General features: G+C 67.1%; 22 protein-coding genes, 1 tRNA gene and 1 pseudogene. 9 read left to right on the top strand and 15 right to left on the bottom strand.

Annotated elements, in window-relative coordinates; translation table 11 throughout:
- Nucleotides 1-90: 90 nt before the first annotated feature.
- Entirely contained in the window at nucleotides 91-951 is an 861-nt protein-coding gene (locus ACFQBT_RS01620; RefSeq protein WP_377820085.1) for a GH25 family lysozyme, read from the top strand.
- Nucleotides 952-959: 8 nt separating this feature from the next.
- Here ACFQBT_RS01620 and ACFQBT_RS01615 read toward each other — a convergent pair whose 3' ends face one another.
- From ACFQBT_RS01615 to ACFQBT_RS01595, 5 genes and pseudogenes are all read right to left on the bottom strand, one after another.
- On the bottom strand, nucleotides 960-1,775 hold the full coding sequence (locus ACFQBT_RS01615; RefSeq protein ID WP_377820084.1) for an NUDIX hydrolase: 816 nt from the start codon (nucleotides 1,773-1,775) through the stop codon (nucleotides 960-962).
- On the bottom strand, nucleotides 1,765-2,226 hold the full coding sequence (locus ACFQBT_RS01610) for a RidA family protein (RefSeq protein WP_377820083.1): 462 nt from the start codon (nucleotides 2,224-2,226) through the stop codon (nucleotides 1,765-1,767). The genes ACFQBT_RS01615 and ACFQBT_RS01610 overlap by 11 nt, the downstream gene beginning before the upstream one ends.
- Nucleotides 2,227-2,229: 3 nt before the next feature.
- Nucleotides 2,230-2,385 (bottom strand): DUF4177 domain-containing protein, encoded by a 156-nt coding sequence (locus tag ACFQBT_RS01605; RefSeq protein WP_170119925.1) that lies wholly within the window; start codon nucleotides 2,383-2,385, stop codon nucleotides 2,230-2,232.
- 124 nt (nucleotides 2,386-2,509) lie between these two features.
- Nucleotides 2,510-3,390: pseudogene (locus ACFQBT_RS01600) on the bottom strand (NAD(P)/FAD-dependent oxidoreductase).
- A complete protein-coding gene (locus tag ACFQBT_RS01595) occupies nucleotides 3,288-3,722 on the bottom strand; it encodes an FAD-dependent oxidoreductase (RefSeq protein WP_377825305.1) in 435 nt (144 codons plus the stop codon). The pseudogene ACFQBT_RS01600 and the gene ACFQBT_RS01595 overlap by 103 nt, the downstream one beginning before the upstream one ends.
- 234 nt (nucleotides 3,723-3,956) lie before the next feature.
- Between ACFQBT_RS01595 and bagA the strand changes: the two genes are divergently transcribed.
- Nucleotides 3,957-4,967 (top strand): ATPase BagA, encoded by a 1,011-nt coding sequence (gene bagA / locus ACFQBT_RS01590; protein WP_377820082.1) that lies wholly within the window; start codon nucleotides 3,957-3,959, stop codon nucleotides 4,965-4,967.
- Nucleotides 4,967-6,124, top strand: coding sequence for an ArsA family ATPase (gene bagB / locus ACFQBT_RS01585; RefSeq protein WP_377820081.1), 1,158 nt, complete (start codon nucleotides 4,967-4,969; stop codon nucleotides 6,122-6,124). Before bagA ends, bagB begins: the two co-directional genes overlap by 1 nt.
- Nucleotides 6,125-6,151: 27 nt before the next feature.
- On the opposite strand, the gene ACFQBT_RS01580 is transcribed toward bagB, so the two are convergent.
- Complete coding sequence (locus ACFQBT_RS01580) at nucleotides 6,152-6,466, bottom strand: WhiB family transcriptional regulator (protein WP_377820080.1); 315 nt, start codon at nucleotides 6,464-6,466, stop codon at nucleotides 6,152-6,154.
- A 304-nt stretch (nucleotides 6,467-6,770) separates the two neighbouring features.
- On the opposite strand from ACFQBT_RS01580, the gene ACFQBT_RS01575 reads away from it, so the two are divergent.
- Nucleotides 6,771-9,041, top strand: coding sequence for a transglycosylase domain-containing protein (locus ACFQBT_RS01575; protein ID WP_377820079.1), 2,271 nt, complete (start codon nucleotides 6,771-6,773; stop codon nucleotides 9,039-9,041).
- A 29-nt stretch (nucleotides 9,042-9,070) separates the two neighbouring features.
- Here ACFQBT_RS01575 and ACFQBT_RS01570 read toward each other — a convergent pair whose 3' ends face one another.
- Nucleotides 9,071-9,520, bottom strand: coding sequence for a GatB/YqeY domain-containing protein (locus ACFQBT_RS01570; RefSeq protein WP_377820078.1), 450 nt, complete (start codon nucleotides 9,518-9,520; stop codon nucleotides 9,071-9,073).
- A gap of 55 nt (nucleotides 9,521-9,575) precedes the next feature.
- Between ACFQBT_RS01570 and ACFQBT_RS01565 the strand changes: the two genes are divergently transcribed.
- Both ACFQBT_RS01565 and ACFQBT_RS01560 read left to right on the top strand, forming a co-directional pair.
- Complete coding sequence (locus tag ACFQBT_RS01565; protein ID WP_377820077.1) at nucleotides 9,576-10,508, top strand: metallophosphoesterase; 933 nt, start codon at nucleotides 9,576-9,578, stop codon at nucleotides 10,506-10,508.
- Between the two features lie 182 nt (nucleotides 10,509-10,690).
- Nucleotides 10,691-10,764: transfer RNA gene (locus ACFQBT_RS01560), tRNA-Pro, on the top strand.
- A gap of 188 nt (nucleotides 10,765-10,952) precedes the next feature.
- Here the strand turns inward: ACFQBT_RS01560 and ACFQBT_RS01555 are convergent.
- From ACFQBT_RS01555 to ACFQBT_RS01525, 7 genes are all read right to left on the bottom strand, one after another.
- Nucleotides 10,953-11,402 (bottom strand): RbsD/FucU domain-containing protein, encoded by a 450-nt coding sequence (locus tag ACFQBT_RS01555; protein WP_377820076.1) that lies wholly within the window; start codon nucleotides 11,400-11,402, stop codon nucleotides 10,953-10,955.
- Nucleotides 11,403-11,411: 9 nt separating this feature from the next.
- Nucleotides 11,412-12,425, bottom strand: coding sequence for an ABC transporter permease (locus tag ACFQBT_RS01550; RefSeq protein ID WP_377820075.1), 1,014 nt, complete (start codon nucleotides 12,423-12,425; stop codon nucleotides 11,412-11,414).
- Nucleotides 12,422-13,387 (bottom strand): ABC transporter permease, encoded by a 966-nt coding sequence (locus ACFQBT_RS01545; RefSeq protein ID WP_377820074.1) that lies wholly within the window; start codon nucleotides 13,385-13,387, stop codon nucleotides 12,422-12,424. The genes ACFQBT_RS01550 and ACFQBT_RS01545 overlap by 4 nt, the downstream gene beginning before the upstream one ends.
- Nucleotides 13,384-14,964, bottom strand: coding sequence for a sugar ABC transporter ATP-binding protein (locus ACFQBT_RS01540; RefSeq protein WP_377820073.1), 1,581 nt, complete (start codon nucleotides 14,962-14,964; stop codon nucleotides 13,384-13,386). The genes ACFQBT_RS01545 and ACFQBT_RS01540 overlap by 4 nt, the downstream gene beginning before the upstream one ends.
- Nucleotides 14,965-15,044: 80 nt before the next feature.
- Nucleotides 15,045-16,133: an ABC transporter substrate-binding protein gene (locus ACFQBT_RS01535; RefSeq protein WP_377820072.1), complete on the bottom strand. Its 1,089-nt coding sequence runs from the start codon at nucleotides 16,131-16,133 to the stop codon at nucleotides 15,045-15,047.
- 243 nt (nucleotides 16,134-16,376) lie between these two features.
- On the bottom strand, nucleotides 16,377-16,982 hold the full coding sequence (locus ACFQBT_RS01530) for a LamG domain-containing protein (protein WP_377820071.1): 606 nt from the start codon (nucleotides 16,980-16,982) through the stop codon (nucleotides 16,377-16,379).
- Nucleotides 16,913-18,898 (bottom strand): glycoside hydrolase family 2 protein, encoded by a 1,986-nt coding sequence (locus tag ACFQBT_RS01525; protein WP_377820070.1) that lies wholly within the window; start codon nucleotides 18,896-18,898, stop codon nucleotides 16,913-16,915. Before ACFQBT_RS01525 ends, ACFQBT_RS01530 begins: the two co-directional genes overlap by 70 nt.
- Before the next feature lie 300 nt (nucleotides 18,899-19,198).
- On the opposite strand from ACFQBT_RS01525, the gene ACFQBT_RS01520 reads away from it, so the two are divergent.
- Nucleotides 19,199-19,948 (top strand): LacI family DNA-binding transcriptional regulator, encoded by a 750-nt coding sequence (locus ACFQBT_RS01520; RefSeq protein WP_377820069.1) that lies wholly within the window; start codon nucleotides 19,199-19,201, stop codon nucleotides 19,946-19,948.
- 5 nt (nucleotides 19,949-19,953) lie between these two features.
- Nucleotides 19,954-20,208 (top strand): substrate-binding domain-containing protein, encoded by a 255-nt coding sequence (locus ACFQBT_RS01515; RefSeq protein ID WP_377820068.1) that lies wholly within the window; start codon nucleotides 19,954-19,956, stop codon nucleotides 20,206-20,208.
- On the opposite strand, the gene ACFQBT_RS01510 is transcribed toward ACFQBT_RS01515, so the two are convergent.
- Nucleotides 20,205-21,608 carry an ADP-ribosylglycohydrolase family protein gene (locus tag ACFQBT_RS01510; protein ID WP_377820067.1) on the bottom strand — a complete coding sequence of 468 codons (1,404 nt, stop codon included), beginning with the start codon at nucleotides 21,606-21,608 and terminating at the stop codon, nucleotides 20,205-20,207. The genes ACFQBT_RS01515 and ACFQBT_RS01510 overlap by 4 nt on opposite strands.
- Nucleotides 21,609-21,617: 9 nt before the next feature.
- On the opposite strand from ACFQBT_RS01510, the gene ACFQBT_RS01505 reads away from it, so the two are divergent.
- Complete coding sequence (locus ACFQBT_RS01505) at nucleotides 21,618-22,430, top strand: Fpg/Nei family DNA glycosylase (protein ID WP_377820066.1); 813 nt, start codon at nucleotides 21,618-21,620, stop codon at nucleotides 22,428-22,430.
- Nucleotide 22,431 lies beyond the last annotated feature (1 nt).

The raw sequence follows: 22,431 nt of genomic DNA, 5'->3' as shown, positions 1-22,431 counted from the left end.
GACGATAACGGCCGCCGCGATCCGCCCGCTCACCGTGGTGTCCGTGGTGGACTTGTTTCATCGCTCGCCGAACCCCCGAAGGACAGATCCATGAAGACCGTCACCCGCATCCTGGCCGGCACAGTCGTTCTCAGTTGCGCCCTCAGCGGTATGGCCGTCGGAGCCCCGGCGCACGCTTCGGACGCCGTCCGGGCAACCACCCAGCGCACCCTGGACGCACCGGCTCGTGCGGCCGGCCTGACGACTGCCGGCGGCGGCTACCCCGGTTGGGCGAAGCCGACGGTACGAAGGCAGGCCCGGGACGCATCGGCCCCGCGTCTGGTGGCCGGCGCGCAGCGGGGTATCGACGTGTCGCGCTACCAGGGCAACGTCGACTGGGCCGGTTGGGCGGCCAAGGGCATCACCTGGGCCTACACCAAGGCCACCGAGGGCACCTACCTTCGCAACACCTACTTCGCTTCGCAATACAACGGTGCATACAAGCAGGGCCTGATCCGGGGTGCGTATCACTTCGCCAATCCGGCCTCCAGCAGCGCCAAGGCCCAGGCCGAGTACTTCGTGGCCAACGGCGGCGGTTGGTCAGCGGACGGCAAGACGCTGCCGGGCATGGTCGACGTCGAAAACAACCCCTACGGTCCGACCTGCTACGGCCTGAGCACGACGGCCATGGTGACCTGGATCAGCACGTTCGCCGCTCGTTACAAGCAGCTCACCGGCCGGGACGTCGTGATCTACACCAATTCCCCCTGGTGGTCCTTGTGCACCGGCAACAGCACGGCGTTCCGGCTGTCCAATCCGTTGTGGATCGCGGCGTGGACCACGAAGCTGACCTCGTTGCCCGGGGGCTGGCCGACCTTCACCTATTGGCAGTACACCGACAGCCCGATCGACCAGGACTACTTCAACGGCAGCTACGCCCGGTTGCAGGTGCTGGCCAGGAACCACCTGTGAGGTAGCGGTCAGCGTGGATTCAACCGGGCCACCAGCAGCCAGCCGTCCGGGCCGCGCTGCGGCGAGGGCTCGACCGCGATCGGGATCTCGTGGTGCCGCGGCGCGTGCGGTTCGTCGCGCAGCAGTTCCAGTTGCAATACCGTCGGCGGCAGCATCAACGCCGACCCCGCCCGGTGCTCGGCGAGCAGCCGTGCCGGCTCGACCCACTGACTGACCGCGGACTCACTGGTGGCGTCGTCGGGCTCCTGACCGTCCGGCAGCACCGCGGTGAAGAAGAACGTGTCGTAACGACGTTTCTCGAATCCGGGTGTCACCCAGTGGTCCTGGACGAAGAGCAAATCGGAACGGACCGCGAGACCGCGCTCGTGCAGCACCTCGGCGAACGACTTCTCGTGGGCGATCAGCGCGGCCCGATCCGGCGCCCAGCTCTCGTCGACCTGCGCGAGGACAGCGTCCGCGGTGCCGGCGAGCAGCACGCCGCACTCCTCGAACAGTTCGCGCAGCGCGGCCATGACCAAGGTCACCGCGACCTCGGCCGATACCCCGAGCAGGCTCGCCCACTGCGCAGCATCGGGCCCGACCCAATCGACCGACACCTCGGCATCGCGCGGATCGACACCGCCCCCGGGGAAGACCCACATCGAGGGCGCGAACTGCATGGTGGGCACCCGGCGGATCATGAACACCTCTGAGCCGTCCGGGCGCACCAACAGCACGGTGGCGGCCAGCTTGGGCTGGACTCCCGCCGGGCGACCGTCGGCGTCCCAGCGTTCCAGGGTCTTCGCCAGGGGCCGCGGAGCCGGGAAGGCCCGCTCAGTCCTCAACCGACACCATGATCTCGACCTCGACCGGCGCATCCAGCGGCAACACTGCGACGCCGACCGCTGAACGAGCGTGAGCACCGTTGTCCCCGAAGGCGTTTGCCAGCAGTTCGCTCGCACCGTTGATCACACCGGGCTGTCCGGTGAAGTCCGGTGCGCTGGCGACGAAGCCGACCACCTTGACCACCGTCACGGTGTCCAGATCCTCGACGATCGACTTCACTGCGGCGATCGCGTTGAGGGCGCAGGTGCGTGCGTAGTCGTAGGCCTGCTCGGCCGAGACCTCCGCACCCACCTTGCCGGTGGCCGGCAGCTTCCCGTCGACGAGCGGCAGCTGCCCTGAGGTGAGGACCAGGTTGCCGGTCCGGACCACCGGGACGTACGCCGCGACCGGCGCCGCGACCGGCGGCAGGCTCAGGCCCAGGTCGGCCAGGCGATCTTCGACTGCACTCACGATTCAGGCTCCTTTGGGCCGTTTGAAGTACGCGACCAGGCCGCCGCCGGGACCTTCGATGATCTGCACCAACTCCCAGCCGTCGGCGCCGAACTGATCGAGGATCGCCTTGGTGTTGTGGATCAGCACCGGTGCGGTGAGATATTCCCAGGTCGTCATGGCCCCGACTCTACCTAGTGCGCTGCGCGCCACATTGTTCAACGCTTGGGGTGCGTGAAGGTTCTGGTCAGTCGCGGAGCAACTGGACAAGGACCTTCACGCAGCCCATCAGGACGTACGCCGCTCAGCGGGTCGGCGAGAACGGCGCCAACTCGCCGGGCGTGCGGCCCGTGACCATCTGTTCGGCCAGGAGTTTCCCGGACAGCGGCCCCAACGTGATGCCCCACATGCCGTGGCCGCCGTTGACCCAGACACCGGGCACATCGGTGGCACCCACCAGCGGAAGGCCGTCGACCGTGACCGGACGACCGCCGACCCAGGTGTCCTGTCGGTCGTCCCAATCGACGCCGGTCAGGAGCGGGCGGCCGCCCTTGACGATCGCGTCGACCCGGCCCTCTTGCAGGGGTCCTCGGTGTCGGCGAATTCCATGGTGCCGCCGACCCGCAACCGGTCGCCCAGCGGGGTGCAGGCGATCCGTTCGTAGGGGAAGTAGACCGGGCACGGCACCGGACGATTGGCCGGATCGGTGACCGCGACCGAGAAGCTGTAGCCGCGACCGGCCCGCAGTTGCACCTTCACCCCGCACCGCTTGGCCAGCTCGGGCAACCAGGCACCGGTGGCGATGACGACGTCGGTGCCGGAAATCGGTGTGCCGGAGACCATTTCGACGGTGACTCCGCCGGGACCGTGTCGCAACGCGCGGGCGTTGGACCCGATGACCAGTTCCCCGCCGCGCTCCTTGACCGCTTCGGCCAGCGCCACAACGTACTCACCGGGGTTGATGTAGCGCTGCCCGCCCAGCCGGATCGCCTTCTCCACGTCAGCGGAGACGATCGGCAGCTCGGCGCGCAGTGTGGCGTTGTCGACCTCGGTCGCTTCCAGCTCCAGGCCGGCCGCGTGGATCAGTTCCACCTCGTGCTCGAGACCGGCGGCGTCCTGCGCGCGGCGGAAGGCCGCCATGATCGGTGCCTCGTGCGATCGTGCGGCGACCCCGTGCGTCTCCAACTCGTCGTACGCCTCGATGGCCCGGCGGTTGACGGGCACGAACTTGTCCATCGTCTTCTTCCACTGCCCAGGGGTACAGCGGGCGGCGAAGCCCAGCAGGAACCGGGCCAGGCCGACGTCAGGCTTGAGCGGGACGTAGAGGGGGAGTCGGGATCCAGCAGCGCCTTGACGCCGTACTTGATGACCGACGGATCGGACAGCGGCACGCACAGGCCGGGCGAGATCCAGCCGGCGTTACCCCACGAACTACCCGCCGCGACCCCGGAGCGCTCCACCACGGTGACTTGGACGCCGTGCTCCTGCAGGTACCAGGCGGTCGACAGACCCACCATCCCGGCACCGATGATCACGACATGACGATGACCCTTCGCGAGGGCCGGACCGGCGACGGTCCCGGGCTCCTGCGACACGAATAACACCCTCTTCACAACGAAATTCGCCGACGCAGTCACGGCCACTTCGCCGTGGCTCTCGCCGGCGCTGCTGTCGCGCATCCCGCGACGGATACGACGCTATCAGCGCCCCGGACGGGGGCGAATCGCAGGGCACACGGTTACGCTGCAGCAGTGACCGGGCGGTGGGAGCAGCGACGTCTGCACATCGTCACGGGCAAGGGCGGGACCGGCAAGACCACTGCGGCCGCTGCTTTGGCGACGGCCCTGGCACGACAGGGCAAGACGGTCCTGATCGCCGAGGTGGAGGGCCGGCAGGGCATCAGCCAGGCGTTCGACGTACCGCCGTTGTCGACCGACGAGACACCCGTGGCCCGCGGCCTGGACGGCGGCTCGATCACCGGGCTGTCGGTGGACGCCAAGGCGGCGCTGCTGGAATACCTGCAGATGTTCTACAAGCTGGGCCGGGCCGGCGGAATGCTGGAGCATTTCGGCGTCGTCGATTTCGCCACCACCATCGCGCCGGGCGTGCGGGATGTGCTGCTCATCGGCAAGGTGTACGAAGCGGTCCGCCGCCGTGACGAACGCCGAGGCCACAAAGGCGAATATCCCTACGACGCAGTGGTTCTCGACGCTCCGCCGACCGGTCGGATCGGGAAGTTCCTCAACGTCAACGCGGAGTTCGCGGGGCTGGCCAGGATGGGGCCCTTGCACAACCAGGCGGACTCGATCATGCAACTGCTGCATTCCTCCCAGACCGCGGTGCACATCGTGACCCTGCTGGAGGAGATGCCGGTCCAGGAAACGGTCGAGGCGGTCGAGGAGTTGCGCGCCCTGAATCTGCCCGTCGGGGAGCTGCTGATCAACCAGGTCCGTGAGCCCCTGCTCAGTGATCGAGCACGCAGCATGGTCCGCTCCGCCGCCGCCGGTGGACGAGCCAGGACCCGGGACCTGATCGCCGAGGATCTGCGAGCCGCCAAGGTCCGGGTCAGCCCCGCTGTGGTCGACGGCCTCCTCGACACCGCGGTCAACGTCGATCAGCGTCTTGCCCTCCAGGACGCCGAGCGCGAGGACCTGGCCGGTCTGGCGCTGCCGACATCGGAACTACCCGCCATCCCCGGAGGCGTCGACGCCGGGGCGCTGCGCGAACTGGCCGACGTGCTGCACGACAGCGGAGCCGTGTGATGCAGCGACGTCTGGACATCGATGCCCTGATCGCCAATCGCAGCATCACGACGGTGGTGTGCTGCGGCTCCGGCGGGGTCGGCAAGACGACGACGGCAGCGGCCGTCGCGATCCGGGCCGCGGAAGCGGGCCGGAAGGTCGCCGTACTCACCATCGATCCGGCCCGCCGGCTGGCCCAAGCGCTCGGCGTGGGTGATCTGACCAACGACCCCAGCCCGGTCACCGCGATCGAGGGTGAGGGCAGCCTAGACGCGCTGATGCTGGACATGAAGCGCACCTTCGATGACGTGGTCCTCCAGCACGCAAGCGGGCAGAAGGCTCAGCAGATCCTGGACAACCCCTTCTACCAAGCGGTTTCGAGTTCCTTCGCCGGGACGCAGGAATACATGGCCATGGAACGGCTGGCCCAGTTGCAGGCCGAGAAGGGGCCGGACGGGTCCGCTGCATGGGATCTGATCGTCGTCGACACCCCGCCGTCGCGCTCGGCGCTGGACTTCCTGGACGCGCCCAAGCGGCTCAGCTCGTTCTTGGACGGACGGTTCATCCGGATCCTGATGGCACCGGCCAAGGCCGGTGGCAAGGTCTACCTGAAGGTGATGTCGGCGGGGCTGAACACCATCTCCGGGGTGCTGTCCAAGATCGTCGGCGGCCAACTGCTGAGCGACGTGCAGACGTTCGTGGCCGCCCTGGACACGATGTTCGGCGGCTTTCGGGAGCGGGCCGAGCAGACGTACGCCGTGCTGGCGGCACCGAGCACCGCTTTCCTGGTCGTGGCGACCCCCGACCGTGAGGCATTGCGCGAGGCGGCGTACTTCACCCAACGCCTCGGCGACGACGGCATGCCGCTGGCCGGCGTGGTGGTCAACCGGGTGCAACCGGCACTGGTGGCCGGGCTCAGCGGACCGCGCGCGCTGGCGGCCGCCGCCGTCATGGAGGAACTGCCCCGGCGGCCCGGCTCCGGCTGGCAGCCGATGGACACCGCGGGGCTCTTGCTGCTCCACGCCGAATCGGAGACGGTCCGGGAGCGCCACGAGGCGGCGATCGCACGATTCCGGGCCGCTCAACCGGAACTGGCCCTGGTCGAGGTGGCGACCCAGGCGACCGACGTCAACGATCTGGATCAGCTGCGCGAGATCGGCGCGGAACTGGCCCGCTGACCCAGGCTCGCGGTGAGGGCGAAGCGCCTAGCTGGCGCGTTCGCTTTCCTGCTGACGGGCCAGCCGGAACAGTTGCGCCCAGGAGCGGACCTCGGGACGGCGACGGAGCAGTGCCCGGCGCTCGCGCTCGGTCATGCCGCCCCACACGCCGTACTCAGTCCGGTTGTCCAACGCATCGGCCAGGCATTCGGCGACCACGGGGCATTTCTGGCAGATGATCTTGGCACTCTGCTGGGCGGCCCCCTTGGCGAACAGGTCGTCCGCAGCAACCGTGCTGCGACACACAGCGCGGGAGGCCCAGTTCTCATCCCAGGTGGTAGGTCGGGACGCAATCGCCGTCATCCCAGTCTCCGATCATTCACGTGCTCAAGGCACTGCTTAAACCTGTCTCCGGACCCCCTTGTCCGTCGATAAGAGTAGGCCTGACCAGCGGTCTTTACTAGGCCTTTACCTTGGTCAAATTTCGACATACCCACAGAAATCACCACTTTGTGGCACCTTATCCACAGGTGTACCCGGTAAAATTGGTCACGGTTTAACCGTTTACATAGGGTTCTCACAGGATTTTGGTCCGGACCAGTAGCTGATTCGTGGCGTGCGGCTCGCGTTCCGGAAACCTGCAACCGGCCGGGTTACCCTGACAAGCATGCCCCGCAACCGCCTGATGAACGTGTTCACTTTGTTGGCCGCGTTCGTTCTCGTCTCCCTGGCCATGGGCATGGTCGTCGCTGGCCTTGCGTTGCCCGCTCTCGGTGCCGCCGGTAAGGCGACCACGAGCAGCATCAAGATGTTCAACGATCTGCCCGGCGACTTCCAGATGAATCCGCTGGCCCAGCAATCCCGGATCCTGGCCGCGGACAACACGGTGATCGCCACGCCGTACAACGAGAACCGGATCGTGGTCCCGCTGAGCAGGATCGCGCCGATCATGCAGAAAGCCCAGATCGCCATCGAGGACGAGCGGTTCTACCAGCACGGCGGGGTCGACCCGCGGGGTCTGCTGCGGGCCGTGGCCTCCAACCAGTTGAGCAGCTCGGGCGTCCAGGGTGCTTCGACCTTGACCCAGCAATACGTGAAGGTGGCGCTGCAGGACGAGGCCCTCAGCTCCGGCGACCCCTCGGCCGCCCAGCAGCAGGTCACCCAGACCGGTATGGCCGGGTACGTGCGCAAACTGCAGCAGCTGAAGTACGCGATCAGCCTCGAGCAGAAGTACACCAAGGACCAGATCCTCGACGGCTACCTCAACCTGGTCTACTACGGCGACCAGGTTTATGGCATCGAGGCCGCCGCTCAGCACTACTTCAGCGTGCCCGCCTCCCAGCTGACGGTCGCCGAATCAGCGCTGCTGGCCGGCGTCGTCAACCAGCCCGGAACCACCGACCCGGTGAACAACCCGAAGGCGGCGATCGCGCGGCGCAACGTGGTGCTGCAGAAAATGCTCGACCAGGGGTACATCACCCAGAAGCAGTTCTCCGACGCGGTGAACACCCCGATCGAGAAGATGCTGAAGGTCAAGGACATCAGCAGCAGTTGCGCCACGTCGAAGTACCCCTACTTCTGCGACTACGTGACCCAGTGGCTCAGGCAGCAGCCTGCGCTGGGCGCCACCGTGAAGCAGCGCGAAGGCGCGCTGAAGAGCGGCGGCCTGACGATCAAGACCAGCTTCAATCCCAAGTACGCCGCAGTACTGGACGCCTCGATCAAGGCCAAGGTCCCGGTCGGCAACTCCGCGAAGGTGGACGCCGCCGGCATCATCATCCAGCCCGGCACCGGCCTGATCCTGGCCAGCGGCCAGAACACCAAGTACTCACTGAAGCCCGGCGCGGGCAACACGACGGTCAACTACACGACCCCCAGCGGCGGCAACGGCGGTGTTCAGATCGGTTCGACGGCCAAGGCCTTCGCGGTGATCACGGCGCTGGAGAACGGCTACAAGATCGACAGTTCGATCAACCTGCCGACCTACAACGGCAAGGCGGGCAACAAGGGCACCATTCCGGTCCGGGTCTTCACCCATTCGCAGTTCTCCGACGCCTGCGGTCTGGGCCGGGGCGACCCGCCGTGGCTGGTCGGCAACGACGTGTACGTCCCGCCGCACCTGATGAGCCTGTCGCAGGCGTTGGGCGAGTCGGTCAATACCGCGTTCGCCACGCTGGGCTCCGGCGTCGGCGTCTGCAAGATCGCCGACACGATGACCAAGGTCGGCCTGGTGCAGGGTGCGGGCAAGCCGCTGGAGCGCGTGCCGTCCGGCATCATCCTGGGCTCCAACGACGTCACCCCGCTCACCCTCGCCAACGCCTACGCCACGGTCGCCTCCGGCGGTAAGTACTGCGAGCCGCGGCCGGTGTCGCAGATCCTGGACTCCAACAACAAAGCGATGCCGCTGAAGGTCAGCCCCTGCAAGCAGGTCATGTCCAAGGACGTAGCGGCCGCGACCACCAAGGTCCTCCAAGCGGTCTTCGACAAGAACGGCACGGCCGAGAACGCCGGGTTGGCCGGCGGCCGTCCCGCCGCCGGCAAGACCGGCACGACGGACAACGCGGTCCAGACCTGGTTCGTGGGCTACACGCCCTCGCTGGTGACCGCGATCTGGGTCGGCTCGATCTCGACCAACACCCACTACCTGACCGACCTCAGGATCGGCGACACCTTCTACAAGGGAACGATCTTCGGCGGCACGCTTGCCGCGCCGATCTGGAAGACCACGATGGACACGATCCTGAAGGGCCAGCCGATCCAGCAGTTCCCGCAACCGTCGGACAGCATGTACGACGACCCGAGCCACAAGAATGACCCGAACTGGGTCAACACCGGCTCGATCATCGAAGGCAAGAACATGCGGTCGTACTCGGGTTATCGCTCAACGAACGACGGGAACTCCTCCAGCACCAACGGCGACGGCTCCGGCAACGACTGACCGGTGCCCGGCGGGCGCGGGGTGCGCGATCAGCCGAGCGCCCGGCGTACGGCGGCCGCGACCCGACCGCCCTCTGCGCGACCCGCGATCTGCGGTTGCACGATCTTCATGACCGCGCCCATGGCGCTCATGTTGTTGGCACCCAACTGTCCGACCGCCTCGGCCACCAGTGCGTCGATGTCCTCGTCGCTGAGTTGGGCGGGAAGGTAGCCCTCCAGCACGGCCAACTCGGCACGCTCGCTGTCGGCCAGTTCCGGTCGCTTCGCATCGTCGTACGCCGCGGCCGCCTCCCGGCGTTTCTTGGCTTCCTTGGTGATCACCGCAAGTACCTCGTCATCGGACAGCTCCCGATGTGCGTCACCGGCAACCTCCTGGTTGCTGATCGAGGCCAGGGTCATCCGCAGCGTCGCCGCGCTCACCTGGTCACGGGACTTGATCGCCGTGGTCAGGTCCGCGCGCAGCGTCTCCTTGAGGCTCATACCTGCAATCCTGCCACCTTCGTCCAACGGGTTCTTGCGGTGCGAGAATGGCCGCGTGCACCCCGCCATCGTCACTACCGGTTCGGTCGCCGGACTCGGAGCGGGAGCGCTCATCTGGGGCACCGTCATCGAACGCAACTGGTACGCCGTGCGTTCCGTCACGGTCCCCATGCTCGCCCCCGGCGCCGCGCCGGTGCGCATCCTGCAGATCTCCGATCTACACCTGGTCCCCCGGCAGCGGCGGCGCATCGAGTGGGTGCGCTCCCTGATCCGGCTGGAGCCGGACCTGGTGCTGAACACCGGGGACAACTGCTCGGACATGGATGCGGTGCCCTTCGTGCTGGAAGCGATGGAGCCCTTCCTGCACCTGCCCGGGGCGTTCGTGCTCGGCTCGAACGACTATTTCGCACCGTGGTTCAAGAACCCGTTCAGCTACTTCGCCGACCGTCGGGTCACTGCCGTGGACCGGCAGCCTGAGAAACTGCCGGTGCAGGAGTTGGTCGACGGGCTGGGCAGCGACGGCTGGGTCGACCTGCGCAACCAGCGAGAGACCGTCAAGGCCAACGGAACGTGCCTGGAACTGGTGGGCGTGGACGACCCGCACATCGACCTCGACGATTACTCGGCGGTCGCCGGCCCGCCCTCCCCCGAGGCTGCCGGGACGCTGGGGGTGGTGCACGCGCCGTACACCCGCGTGCTGAACGCGATGGCCGCCGACGACATCCCGCTGATCATCGCCGGCCACACCCACGGCGGCCAGGTGCGGGTGCCGTTCTACGGGGCGCTGGTGACCAACTGCGATCTGGACACCTCCCGCGCTTCGGGTCTTTCGCGGTGGTGGCCCGGCGCGGAGGCGGGGGTGCCCGCTCCGCAGGACCCGGCGTACCTGCAGGTCTCGGCCGGACTCGGGCACAGTAAATACTCGCCGGTGCGCTTCGCCTGCCGCCCGGAGGCGAACCTGATCACCCTGGTCCCGCGCGTCCCGTAGCCCCTCCCCGACAACACCGGGCCACTGGACCCGCCCGCACCACCAGATCCCGGCCCCACCCGACAACACCGGGCCACTGGACCCGGCGGCGGCGATGGCCTGACCCGATTGTGAGATCGATGGGGGCAGACGGTATCGTTTCCTCTCGCTGCCCGGTGATGTACACGTCCGGGTGAGCGCCACGGGGTGTGGCGCAGCTTGGTAGCGCGCTTCGTTCGGGACGAAGAGGCCGCAGGTTCAAATCCTGTCACCCCGACTCATCGAAACCGGCCCTGACCTGCGGAAACGCAGATCGGGGCCGGTTTCGATGTCAGTGGGACACAACACGGGCACAGTTGGGTCGTCGGGCATGACCGCCGCCTGGCAACCACTGCACCGGGAACCCAGAACCCCAGCGACGGCGATGAGGCCGGCATCAGCGCAAGCGGCATGCACCCAACATCGTCAGTCTGTCGTCGCTGCGACCACGTGTTTGCGAGGGATCACCGCCCCAATCGTCAGCAAGACGTTGGTGTAGTAGCGGTCGTCACCCGTGGCGACGGTGAGGGCCAGATCCTCACCTCGGCAGGCGGCCTTGAAGTCGGCCCGTACCGCCACATCGATCGGCACCGCACTTCCGATGAGATCCGCATAGCGCTGCTGCACCGGGGAGGCGCTGCCGTCGTCCGGCGCCATGACCGTGGCCCTCTCCACCGGCGCGGTCGCGACGATCGCAGTCAGGACTTGGTCGACGGTCACCGTGCCCGGGCTGAGGTTCAGGTGCACGATCGGTGCACCCGGCCGCGTCCCGGTGCTGTGCGCATAGTTCGCATCGGCGATGAGGACCGTGCTGCCGTGTCCTGCCGCCGCGAGCGCGGCAAGGATCTGCGGGTGGATCAACGACGAGTTGAGCACAACCGACCTCTATTCCGTTTCCGACCGGGACCGCGCCAGCAGTCGTTGGGCAACGACGACGACCAGCAGGAACGCGCCGCTGATGACTGACTGGATGTTGCTGTCGAGGCCGCCGATCTGGTTGATGATGTTGCCGATCACGTTGCGCAGCAGCACACCGACGATGGTGCCGATCAATGTCCCCGCGCCGCCGGTCAGCAGCGTGCCGCCGATGACCACGGCGGCGATCGCGTCGAGTTCCGTGCCGACGCCGATGACGGTGACTCCCGATTGCAGGTAGGCGGCCGTCAGAACGCCGGCGAAACCGGCGAGAGCACCGCTCATCACGTAGACCGTGAGCTTGACCCGCCGGACCGGCAAGCCCATGAGTACTGCCGATCCCTCGGCACCGCCGGTGGCGAACACCGCCTCTCCGAAGCGGGTGCGGCGCAGAATGATTCCGCCGATCCCGAAGAGCACCAGGGCAATCCACACCGGGATCCCGAGCCCGAGGAACGACGAACTACCGAGGTTGATGACCGCTTGGTCCTTGATCGTGAAGGTGGTCGAACCCTCGTCGGTGATGGCCAGCAGGAGTCCGCGAGCGAACAACAACGTTGCCAACGTCACGATGAACGGCGGTAAGCCGGCTCGCGACACCAGAACGCCGTTGATGAATCCGATTGCCCCGCAGAGCAATACAGGCAGAGCAATCGCCGCCAACAACCCGTACTGGGAGGCCCATGCAGCGACCACCCCGCCCAGTGCATACACCGAGCCCACCGACAGATCGATGCCGCCGGTGATGATGACGAACGTCATCCCCAGTGCGATGACCGCCAGGAACGAGCTCTGCAGGGCGATATCGCGCAGGTTCTCGGCCGTGCCGAAGGACGGCAACGACAACCAGGCGATGATGACGACGACCACCAGGACGGCCGCGGCACCTTGTCGTTGGACCAGACTCGCGACCAGCTGGCGGCGGACCCTCGGCGAGCCTGCGTCGTGCTCGGCGTCGCTGCGGACCGGGGTCGACGTACTCATCGTGTGCTCCGTTCGCGCGTTGCGTAGACGGCGATGACGATGATCGCTGCCTGCACCATCTGTGCGGTCGAGTCCGGCAGGTTGTGCTTGATCAGGGTCGCTCTCACCAGCTGCATCAGGAGGGCGCCCATGATGGTGCCCAGGATGCGAACCTTCCCACCGGACAACGGTGTTCCGCCGACCACGACTGCCGTGATCGCGGACAGCTCCATCAGCTGCCCGGCATTGCCCGGGTCGCCGGCACCCAGTCGCGCCGTCGCCAGCACGCCCGCAATCGCGGCCAGAAGTCCGCTGATGGCATAGACGGTGACCAGAACCCGTCGGACCGGCAGACCGGCCAAGGTGCTGGCTCGCCGGTTGTCACCGATCGCGACCAGTCGGCGACCGAACGTCGTACGGCTCACGACGAACCACACGATCACCGAAAGAACTGCGGCCACGAGTACGACGATCGGCACCCCCAGGACGTCGCCGGTCCCCAGTTGCAGGAAATTCGGATCGTCGATGTCCTTCAACTGCCCGCCGGCGATGACCAGCGCCAGGCCACGCCCGGCGACCAGCAGACCCAGGGTTGCCACGATCGGTTGGATCCGCAGGAACGCAACCAGGAACCCGTTGAAAAGTCCGGCGACCAGACCGACCAGGAGGGCTACGAGGATGGCGGGTGCCACGCCGTACCCCAGATACAACGGGATGATCGCGGCCGCCAGCGCCATGACCGAGCCGACCGACAGGTCGACCCCTTCGGTGCCGATGACCAGCGCCATCCCGAGCGCCACGATGACAACCGGTGCCGCCTGGATGAGCTGGGTGCGCACGTTAGCGCCCGAGAGAAAGTTCTCGGTGAACAAGACGTTGCCGAGGAAGAGTACGGCGACCGCGACGTAGACGCCGTACTCCTGCGCCCAGCCGGCTGCCCGCGAACGGTCGAAAGCCACACTCCGGGTTGAGGTTTGCGTCATCGTGGCTCCTCCGTGTCGGAGGCAACGGCGGCCTCTTCGATGATCTCTTCGAAGGTCGGTTCGCCGGCGGCGGCGTAGGCACCGAGGATGCGTTCGGCGGTGACCTCCTCCTCATCGAGCTCCAGCACCGATCGCCCGTCGCGGAGGACCACCACCCGGTCCGGGCCATCGACCAGCTCCTCCAGCTCCGAGGAGATGAGCAGTACGCCGAGCCCGTCCCGCGCCAGCTCCTCGATCAGCGCCTGCACCTCGGCCTTCGCGCCCACGTCGATCCCGCGGGTGGGTTCATCGAGCAACAAGACCTTGGGGTGGGTAGCCAACCAACGCGCCAGGAGCACCTTCTGCTGGTTGCCGCCGGACAACTCGACAACCTTCTGGTCCGGGCCCGAGGCTTTGATCCGTAACCGCTCCATCAGATCCCGCACCACGGCGTCCTGCTTGTCGCGGTTCACCAAGCCCGCAGATGAAAGGGTGGGCAGCGCTGCGAGACAGATGTTGTCGCGGATCGACAGGTGGGGAATGATCCCATCGGTCTTACGATCCTCAGCCAACATGCTGATCCCGGCCCGCATCGATGCCGCGATGTTGCCGCCGGGCACGGCCTTGCCGGCGAGCAGCACCTCACCACCGTCGCGGGGCAGTGCGCCCAGGATGGTGCGGGCCGTTTCGCTACGTCCCGAACCGAGCAGTCCTGCCAAGCCGACAATCTCCCCCGGCCGGATCTGGACGGTGACGTCCTCGATCCGACCACGGCTGCGCAAATGGTCCGCCTCCAGCAGAAGGGGCGCGGACTCGTCGACTTCGTGCGCTCGCTCCCCGAAGGTGGTCGCACCGTGCGCTCTGACCTCCCCGACGTCACGGCCGAGCATCATCGAGACCAGTTCCAGGCGAGGCAGGTCGGCCAACGGTCCGGTGTGTACCCGTCGCCCGTCGCGCAGGACCGTGACCGTGTCGCACACGGCGTACAACTCATCGAGCCGGTGCGAGACGTAAATGATCGCAATGCCCTGCTGGTGCAAGCGCTCGATCACCGAGAACAACGTGGCAACCTCGCGCGGCTCGAGCGAGGAGGTCGGCTCATCCATGATGACCACGTCCGCGGCCGTGGACACGGCCCGGGCCAGGGCCACCATTTGCTGGGCGCCCAGACCGAGCGAGCCGACCGGCCGGCGTACGTCGACCTCGATCCCCAGCCGGTCCAGATGCTCAGCTGCCTCGCGCTCCATCCGCCGCTTGTCGACCAGGCCGAACCGCGTGGGCTCCCTGCCCATGAAGATGTTGGCCGCAACGCTGCGCAGCGGAATGAGGTTGACTTCCTGGTAGATCGTGGAAATGCCGGCGCGCTGGGCCTCCGCCGGATTGGCGAACGCGACCGGTTCGCCGCGCAGCCGCACCTCGCCCTCGTCGAGTTGGTACACCCCGGTCAACACCTTGATCAATGTGGACTTGCCCGCGCCGTTCTCCCCGATGAGGGCGTGGACCGACCCGGGCTGCAACTCGAACGTGACGTCGTCCAAGGCGAGCGTGCCGCCGAAGCGCTTCGTCGCACCGTGCATCTGCAGCGCCTGCTGCGTCATCTTCTACTCCTTAGGAACCAGCAGGACGGTGGACCGGCACGATGACCCGGTCCACCGTCCGCGCAACTGCCGACGACGGATCAGTAGGCGTTGTTGACCTTCTGCGCCGCGTTGCCGGAGTCGTAGGCGTCGTCGCTGATCACGATCTTGTCCGGGATCGGCTGACCGGCTTCGAAGTCCTGCAGGGCCTTGAACGCCAGCGGACCGAAGCGGGGGTTGGATTCGATCACCGCGTTGTACTCACCCTTGGTGATGAGCTGGACCGCGTTCTTGGTCCCGTCGATCGAGACCACCTTCACGTCCTTGCCCGGGTTCTTGCCAGCGGCCTTGAGCGCATTGACAGCACCGATGCCCATTTCGTCGTTCTCGGCGTAGACGGCCGTGATCTCCGGGTGGCTCTGGATCAGCTGCTCCATGACGGACTGGCCCTTGGCGCGATCGAACTCACCGGTCTGTTCGACGACGACCTTCAGGCCCGGGTACTTGGCCAGTTCGTCCTTGAATCCCTTGGTGCGATCGGTGGTCACGTTGTTACCGGAGGAACCCAGCAGAATGGCCACCTCACCCTTGCCGCCGGTCGCCTTGTCCATCGCGTCCGCAGCGCGCTGGCCCTGCTGGACGAAGTTCGAACCGATGAAGGTGAGGTAGTCCGTGCACGGTTTCGAGGTGACCAATCGGTCGATGGTGACAACCGGCACCTTCTTGGCCTTGGCCGCGTCGAGGGCGGGCTGCAACCCGTCGGAGTTCAAGGGCGCGACGATCAGGGCTTGGGCGCCCTGGGCGAGCATCGACTTGATGTCGCTGATCTGTTTGTTCAGATCACTCTGGGCGTTGGTGGTCAACAGATTGGTGATGCCCAGTTTGGCCGCCTCGTCCTTGATCGACTGGGTCTCGGCGATGCGGAAGGGGTTGCCTTCCTTCTCCGACTGGGAGAAACCGACCTTGGCCTTGGTGAGGTCGAGCTTGGGATAACCGGTCTGGGCGATCGTGCAGTTGCCGCCGGAGCTCTGACTGGCCGCGGCGGACGCCGCCGGGCCCCCGCCCGCCGATCCGGCGGCCGATGATCCGCCGGTGTTCTCCGCTTTGGAGCAACCAGCGAGGGACAGCGCCATGACGGCCCCGATGGCCAGAGCCACCGGCCGGGTACGGCGGGACGTGAGGTTGTTCATCTGCACTCCTTCGGGCAGGGCGTTCGCTGGTCAGGCGGGTGCGGCAAGGTGACCGCCGACAGTGTTACATCGTTGGAACAGCGTTGTAAAGCATCTTTTGTGAGCTTCCTCACGGTCGTTATCCGACTGTTGCCAGAGCCTGTGCACGCCCCCGGACCAGCCACTGGTGCGACGCCGTGGGGATGTGGCCGAAGCCGGTCACGCCCCCACGGCGTCAGGAACCTCGCCGATCGGCCGCCGTCGTCAGGGGCGGCCCGCCGCGAACAACGTGGCAACCTCATCGGCCGACAAGGCCCGGTCGTAGGCGCGCACGTCGTCGACGGTCCCCGTGAGGAAGTCGACCGGCTTACCGCCGTACTTGCCGCGCCCCACCGCGAAACTGCCGGTGCCCACGTCGGCGGTGCCGAGCACACTGGTCGTGCCGGCCTTCTGGCCGTCCACGTAGATGGTCAGCGTCGATGCCACGGTGTCGCGCACCCCGACCAGGTGATACCACCGACCGGCCTGCGGTTGGCCGAGGTCTGCCGCGATGGCCCGCGCCCCGACGAAGGAGAACGCCCACCGCTGGTCCTGCCCCGAGTACTGCAGGAAGAAGGCGCTGTTGTTCTCGCCGTCCTCACTGACCACGGTCTGGAACCCACCGCCGAACTGATCCGCCTTGACCCACGCCGACACCGAGAAGTTCGTTCCCCGCGTGTTCAACACCGGCCCGTCGGTAGTGGCACTGGCCGAACCGTTGAAGACCAGTCCGTCCGGGCCCCACGTCGCCCCGGACAGCGTCAACGGGTGGTTACCCGCGGAGTCCGCGGCCGTCGTACCCGACCCGTCATCGAGCTTCCAGTGACCCACTCCTCCAGACCCGGCGTACCGGCCGGGGGCGCAGGGATCGGTTGGGAACCGGCCGCGATGGTCTGCAGATTGATCGCTCGCACCGCCGCCTCGTCCGGCTTCTCGACCTTGCGGTCGTAGGTGAACAAACCGTTCTGCTCGCCCTCGACGTCGGTGATCTGGGTGTAGATGCTTCCCGAGAGCCCGTACGGCGCCCCGACGTCCCGCAGGACCGACGTGTTCTCGACGTATCCCTTGGTCAACGCGGCCGCGTCCGGCACGGAACCATAGGGATTCACGTCCGCACCCGGCCACCGGTGACCCTCGACGCTCAGCGTCAGCCCACCGTGCTCGCCGTCGATGGACGCGCGGGTCGCATCGGGCGCGGGCAGCGCCGGACCCTGGTAGACGTGCCAGTCGATGATGTTCCCGCTGCCGGGATCGCCCGGGGTCTCACAGCAGTTGGCGCCGCTGCGCGAGTTGACCAGGCGGGTCGGATCGATCGCCTTGATCTGGGCGGTCACATCGGCGGCCGCCTGGATGCTCCACTGACCCCAGCCCTCGTTGAACGGGATCCACCCGATGATCGAGGTCTCGCCCTTGAGCTGGTTGACCATCGCCGAGACTTCCGAGCGGAAGTCGGCCTGGGCGCTGGCATTGTCGCCGCTGCCATTGCCCGCCGGCAGCGACGGCGCGTCCTGCCAGACCATCAGCCCGAGCTTGTCGGCCCAGTAATACCAGCGGGCCGGCTCGATCTTGATGTGCTTGCGGATGGTGTTGAAGCCCAGATCCTTGGTCTTCTGGATGTCGAACTTGAGCGCGTCGTCGGTCGGTGCGGTGTAGATGCCGTCCGGCCAGAAGCCCTGGTCAAGGGTGCCCAGCAGGAAGGTGGGTTTGCCGTTGAGCACGATGCGTTGTTTGCCGTCCACGTTCTTGACCGCGATGGTCCGCAGCCCGGCGTAGGACTCCACCGTGTCAGTACGCCCGTTCTTGGTGAGTGAGACCTTGAAGGTGTAGAGGAACGGGTCGGTAGGCGACCAGCGCCGCGGCTTGGGCAGATTCAGCCGGAACGTGCCGGTCGCACTGCCGGAGGAGGACGCGACCGCCTTGCCGTCCGCGAAGGCCGTGACCTTGAGTGTTGCGTTGGCCACCGAGCCGTTGAAGGTCGCTTTGACGTCGAACGCCTTCAAGTTGGTTCGCGCCGTGGCGACGACCGACGCGATGCTGGCCGGTTGCACCGGCTCCATCCACACCGTCTGCCAGATCCCGGACGAGGCCGTGTAGAAGATGCCGCCGGGCTTGAGGCTCTGCTTACCCACCGGGATGTCCGCGCCGTCGACGGGCGCGTGGACCGCCACGAGAATCTCGTTGGCGCCGTTCTTCTTCAGGGCGCTGGTGATGTCGGCACTGAACGCGGTGTACCCGCCGGTGTGGTGGGCGACCAACTTCTTGTTCACGTACACCGTCGCCTCGTAGCTGACCGCCCCGAAGTTCAACCGGACGTGGCGGCCACCGGCCGTGTAAGCGGCAGGCACGGTGACCGAGCGCCGGTAGACCATGAAGTCGGAGTGCGCCTGGATCCCCGACAGTGCTGATTCCGTCGGGTAGGGCACGAGGATCTGTTGCTTCAGGTTCTTACCGAACGGCAGCGAGCTGTAGCCGTCGGTCGGCTGGTACTGCCACAGCCCGTTGAGGTTGGTCCACTCCGGCGCCGCAACGGAGGGCCGGGCCAACTGCGGCCGCGGGTAATCCGGCAGGGCGTTGTCCGGGGTGACCTGGGTGGTCCACGGAGTGTTCAGCGGAGCGACCTTGCCGCTCCAGGTGGGCGGCTGGGGCGGGGTGTCCGCTGCCCGGGCCGTGCCGGGCAGGCACAGCACCAGCCCGACGCACACGGCAACCAGCAGACCCGCCCATCGACGTACGGCGCGCCAAGCCATCAGCACCACCCGCCCTGGGTCGAGGCCGGGTTGACGGTGCGATGGGGATGCTGCGACACGCGGGGGATGGGTGGTCGAGACATCGGGGCTCCTTGGATCGAGGACTTCGGGAGGGTTTGATGCACTGCGCTGTGACGTGGGCCACAGGTGACACCTAGCTGGTTTACATCGTTGGAACAGCGTTGTAAACCCTCGATCCGGCTCATATCATCAGTGCCAACCCCGCGACGATGGTCAGATTGACCTGGTCAGACCTACCGGGCCCGGACCGCTCGCGCGCTGTGGAAGGAGCCACTACAAGTGGTAACGCTCAAGGACGTCGCCGAACTAGCCGGCGTCTCGGTCAAGACCGTCTCCAACGTCGTCAACGGCTATTCGTTCGTCACCGAATCCAACCGCGAGAAAGTTGAAAAGGCCCTCGCAGCAACGGGTTACCGTCCCAACATCAGCGCCCGAAACCTGCGGCGCGGGCGCACCGGCTTCCTCGCGTTGATCGTGCCCGAGCTCGGCATCCCCTATTTCGGCGAACTCTCGGCCCTCGTGATCGCCGCCGCCCACCGACGCGGCTGGACCGTCCTGGTCGAGCAGACCTTCGGCACCCGCCAACGCGAGCACGAACTCGTCGCGGGCCTCGGGTCCCACGTCGTGGACGGGGCCATCCTCAGCCTCGAGGCGGTCACTGCCGAGGACCTACGGCAACTCGACCCGCACTTCCCCATGGTCCTGATCGGCGAGCACGAGATCGGACTGCCCCTGGATCATGTCGGCATCGACAACGTGTCAGCCGCTCGCGCCGCGGTGCAGCACCTGATCGACGCCGGCCATCAGCGCATCGCCGCGATCGGTGAACTACCCCACCGCGGGACGGCGGTGCAGCGGCTGCGGGGCTACCGCGATGCCCTGGCCGGCGCCGGACTCGTCGTTCCCGAGGACTACGTCGTCGGCGTCGACCAGTTCCACCGGGCGGACGGCGCCGTCGCGATGGCCCGGCTGTTGCGGCTGCCCGAACCCCCGAAGCAGTCTTCTGCCTCAACGACCAACTGGCCGTAGGGGCCTTGCATCAGGCGCTCGTCGCCGGACGGTCCGTCCCCGGCGATCTGGCGATCATCGGTTTCGACGGCTCCGAGGAGACGGAGTTCACCAATCCGCCTCTGTCGACGGTGGTCCCGGACAAAGCGGGAATCGCCGAGGCGGCCGTCGCACTGGTCGGGCAACGGTTCGAGGCCCACGCAGCGCGTGAGAACGCGCGGGATGTCGAACTGTCCTACCGCCTGCAGGCGCGGGCGACGACGGCCAGCCCGCGGGGCTAGGGCTTGATGCGCGACGTACGGCGCACCAACTCGTCGATCTGCACCTCACCGAATCCGAATACCGCACTGCGCGTGCGTCCTTCGAGCGGTTCGATCCAGTGCGCCGGGATCGCGACGTACCCGTTGAACGCCCCCGCCCACGACCCGGCGGTCGCGCCGATCGAGTCGGTGTCGAGGGCGGCCAGCACGGCCAGCCCGATCGTCGCGCTGAAGTCTCCCCCGCCGTACACGATCGCGGCAGTCAAGGCGCCCGCGTTGTTGAGCGTGTGGATCCAACTCATCCCCACGTAGCGCGCCTCCAGCGCGTCCATCGCCTCATCCCAGCTGCGTCCGGCCGTGTAGTCGGCGAGCACCGAGCGAATCTCGTATGCCAGTCGCGACGTCGGCGGGATGTGCCGTAGCGACTCCTCCAGGGACGAAAGCGGCGTGGTGGCGGTGAACGCCGACGCGACCAGCGCCGCTGCCCACATCTCGCCGTAGATGCCGTTCGCACGATGTGAGAGATAAGCGTCGCGGTGCGCCAAAAGCGCTGCCGCACGTGGGTTTCCGGCATAGACGTACCCGAAGACGTCCGCTCGGATCAGGGCGCCAATCCACTCGCGGTAGGGGTTGTGGAAGGCGCCGGCCAGCTCCAGCGGCACCTCCCGGACCAGGTTGTTGTACGCCGCTCGCTCGGCGGTGTAGGTCTGGTAGACCGGCATCCGGGTCAACCAGGTGCGTGCCAGGTCGTAGGCCGTGAAGCCGGGTCCGCACTCCTCGAGCAGTGCCAGATTCAGAATGGTCCAGTCGATGTCGTCGTCGCGCACCCCGCCCCGGATCCGGCCCCGCGACACGGCCGCGTAGTCCATGGCGCCGGGGACGAATCCCTGCACGTCCGGTCGCCAGATGTCCTCGTGCCGTCCGCCGCTGGACAACCGCCGCAGTTCGTCCTCCGGAATCGGCACGTAGTCCAGCAGCGGATAAGCCCCCTGGCTCAGCAGGTAGCTCTTCAAATCGGCTCGGCTCCAACCGAATTCGACCGGCTTCCCCAGGAGGTTACCGACGATCCGCCCGTACCACGCACCACGCAGCCGGCCATCGAGCCCATCGGGTACGACGACCGCGGACTGCGCTGGCAACTGGCCAAGGATCGCCTCCAGTTCCGACCCCTCGAAAAACGGCCACCCTGCGGGCGGCGTCTGCGGGACGGCGGCGTAGATCTGCTCCAGCTCGGCATCGTCGGAACCGTCCGACCGCAACTGCGCCACGCGGGCCTGCAACCCGGTGGCGTCGTGCCCGGTCTGCGCCGCCTCCTGGAGTTCGTGCACGGTGCGGCTGTACGGCTCCTGCGAGATGCCGAAGCGGCGGTCGAGATCCGAGATGTACTCCACGGTGTCATCCTCCCCCAACCGGTCAGACACACTAGGCCCGTGCCGGAATTGCCTGAGGTCGAAAGTGCGCGCAGGACGATCGAACGGGCGGCGCTGCATCGGCGGATCATCGACGTCGACGACAGTGACACCTACGAGTGCCGCCCGCACACACCCGGCGACATCCGGACCGCGCTGGTCGGCCGCGAACTGACGGCGGCGCACCGGCAGGGCAAGACCATCTGGTGCGACACCAGCGGCGACGGCCCGGAACTGGGCATCCACCTGGGGATGAGCGGCCGCATCCTGGTGCGCCGGGCCGACGGCACGATCGAGGAGGGCGGTGACTACGTGCCGCAACGGATCCGCGAGGGTCAGGACAACCCGGTGTGGACACGTTTCAGCATCACCTTCGACGACGGCGGCAGCCTGGACCTGCACGACAAGCGACGCCTGGGCCGGGTACGGCTCGACCCCGACCGGCACGTGCTCGGACCCGACGCCGAGCACATCGGTCGTGAGGACTTCCGCGCCCGAATCGGGAGCAGCAAGGCTCCCGTCAAAGCCCGGCTCCTCGACCAGCACGTTATCGCCGGGGTGGGCAACCTCCTGGCCGACGAGGCGCTGTGGCGTGCCCAGCTGCAACCGGCCCGCCCTGCCGACGAGCTGACCACGGATGATCTCGATGAGCTACGGCGCAGCCTCCGGTTCGCGATCCGAACGGCTATCGCCAAGGGCGGTGTCCACACCGGCGAATTCGCACGTGCCAGAGGCAAATCCGGGCACTGTCCACGGTGCGGAGCGCCTCTGTCCCGCGGCACGGTCGGCGGCCGTACGACGTACTGGTGCCCGATCGATCAACCCGCAGGCTGAG

Origin of the sequence: Branchiibius cervicis (assembly GCF_042661605.1) — a bacterium.
GTDB classification, from domain to species: domain Bacteria; phylum Actinomycetota; class Actinomycetes; order Actinomycetales; family Dermatophilaceae; genus Branchiibius; species Branchiibius cervicis.
Note: the sequence above shows the minus strand (reverse complement) of the source record. Positions and strands in the feature narration are given on the sequence as shown.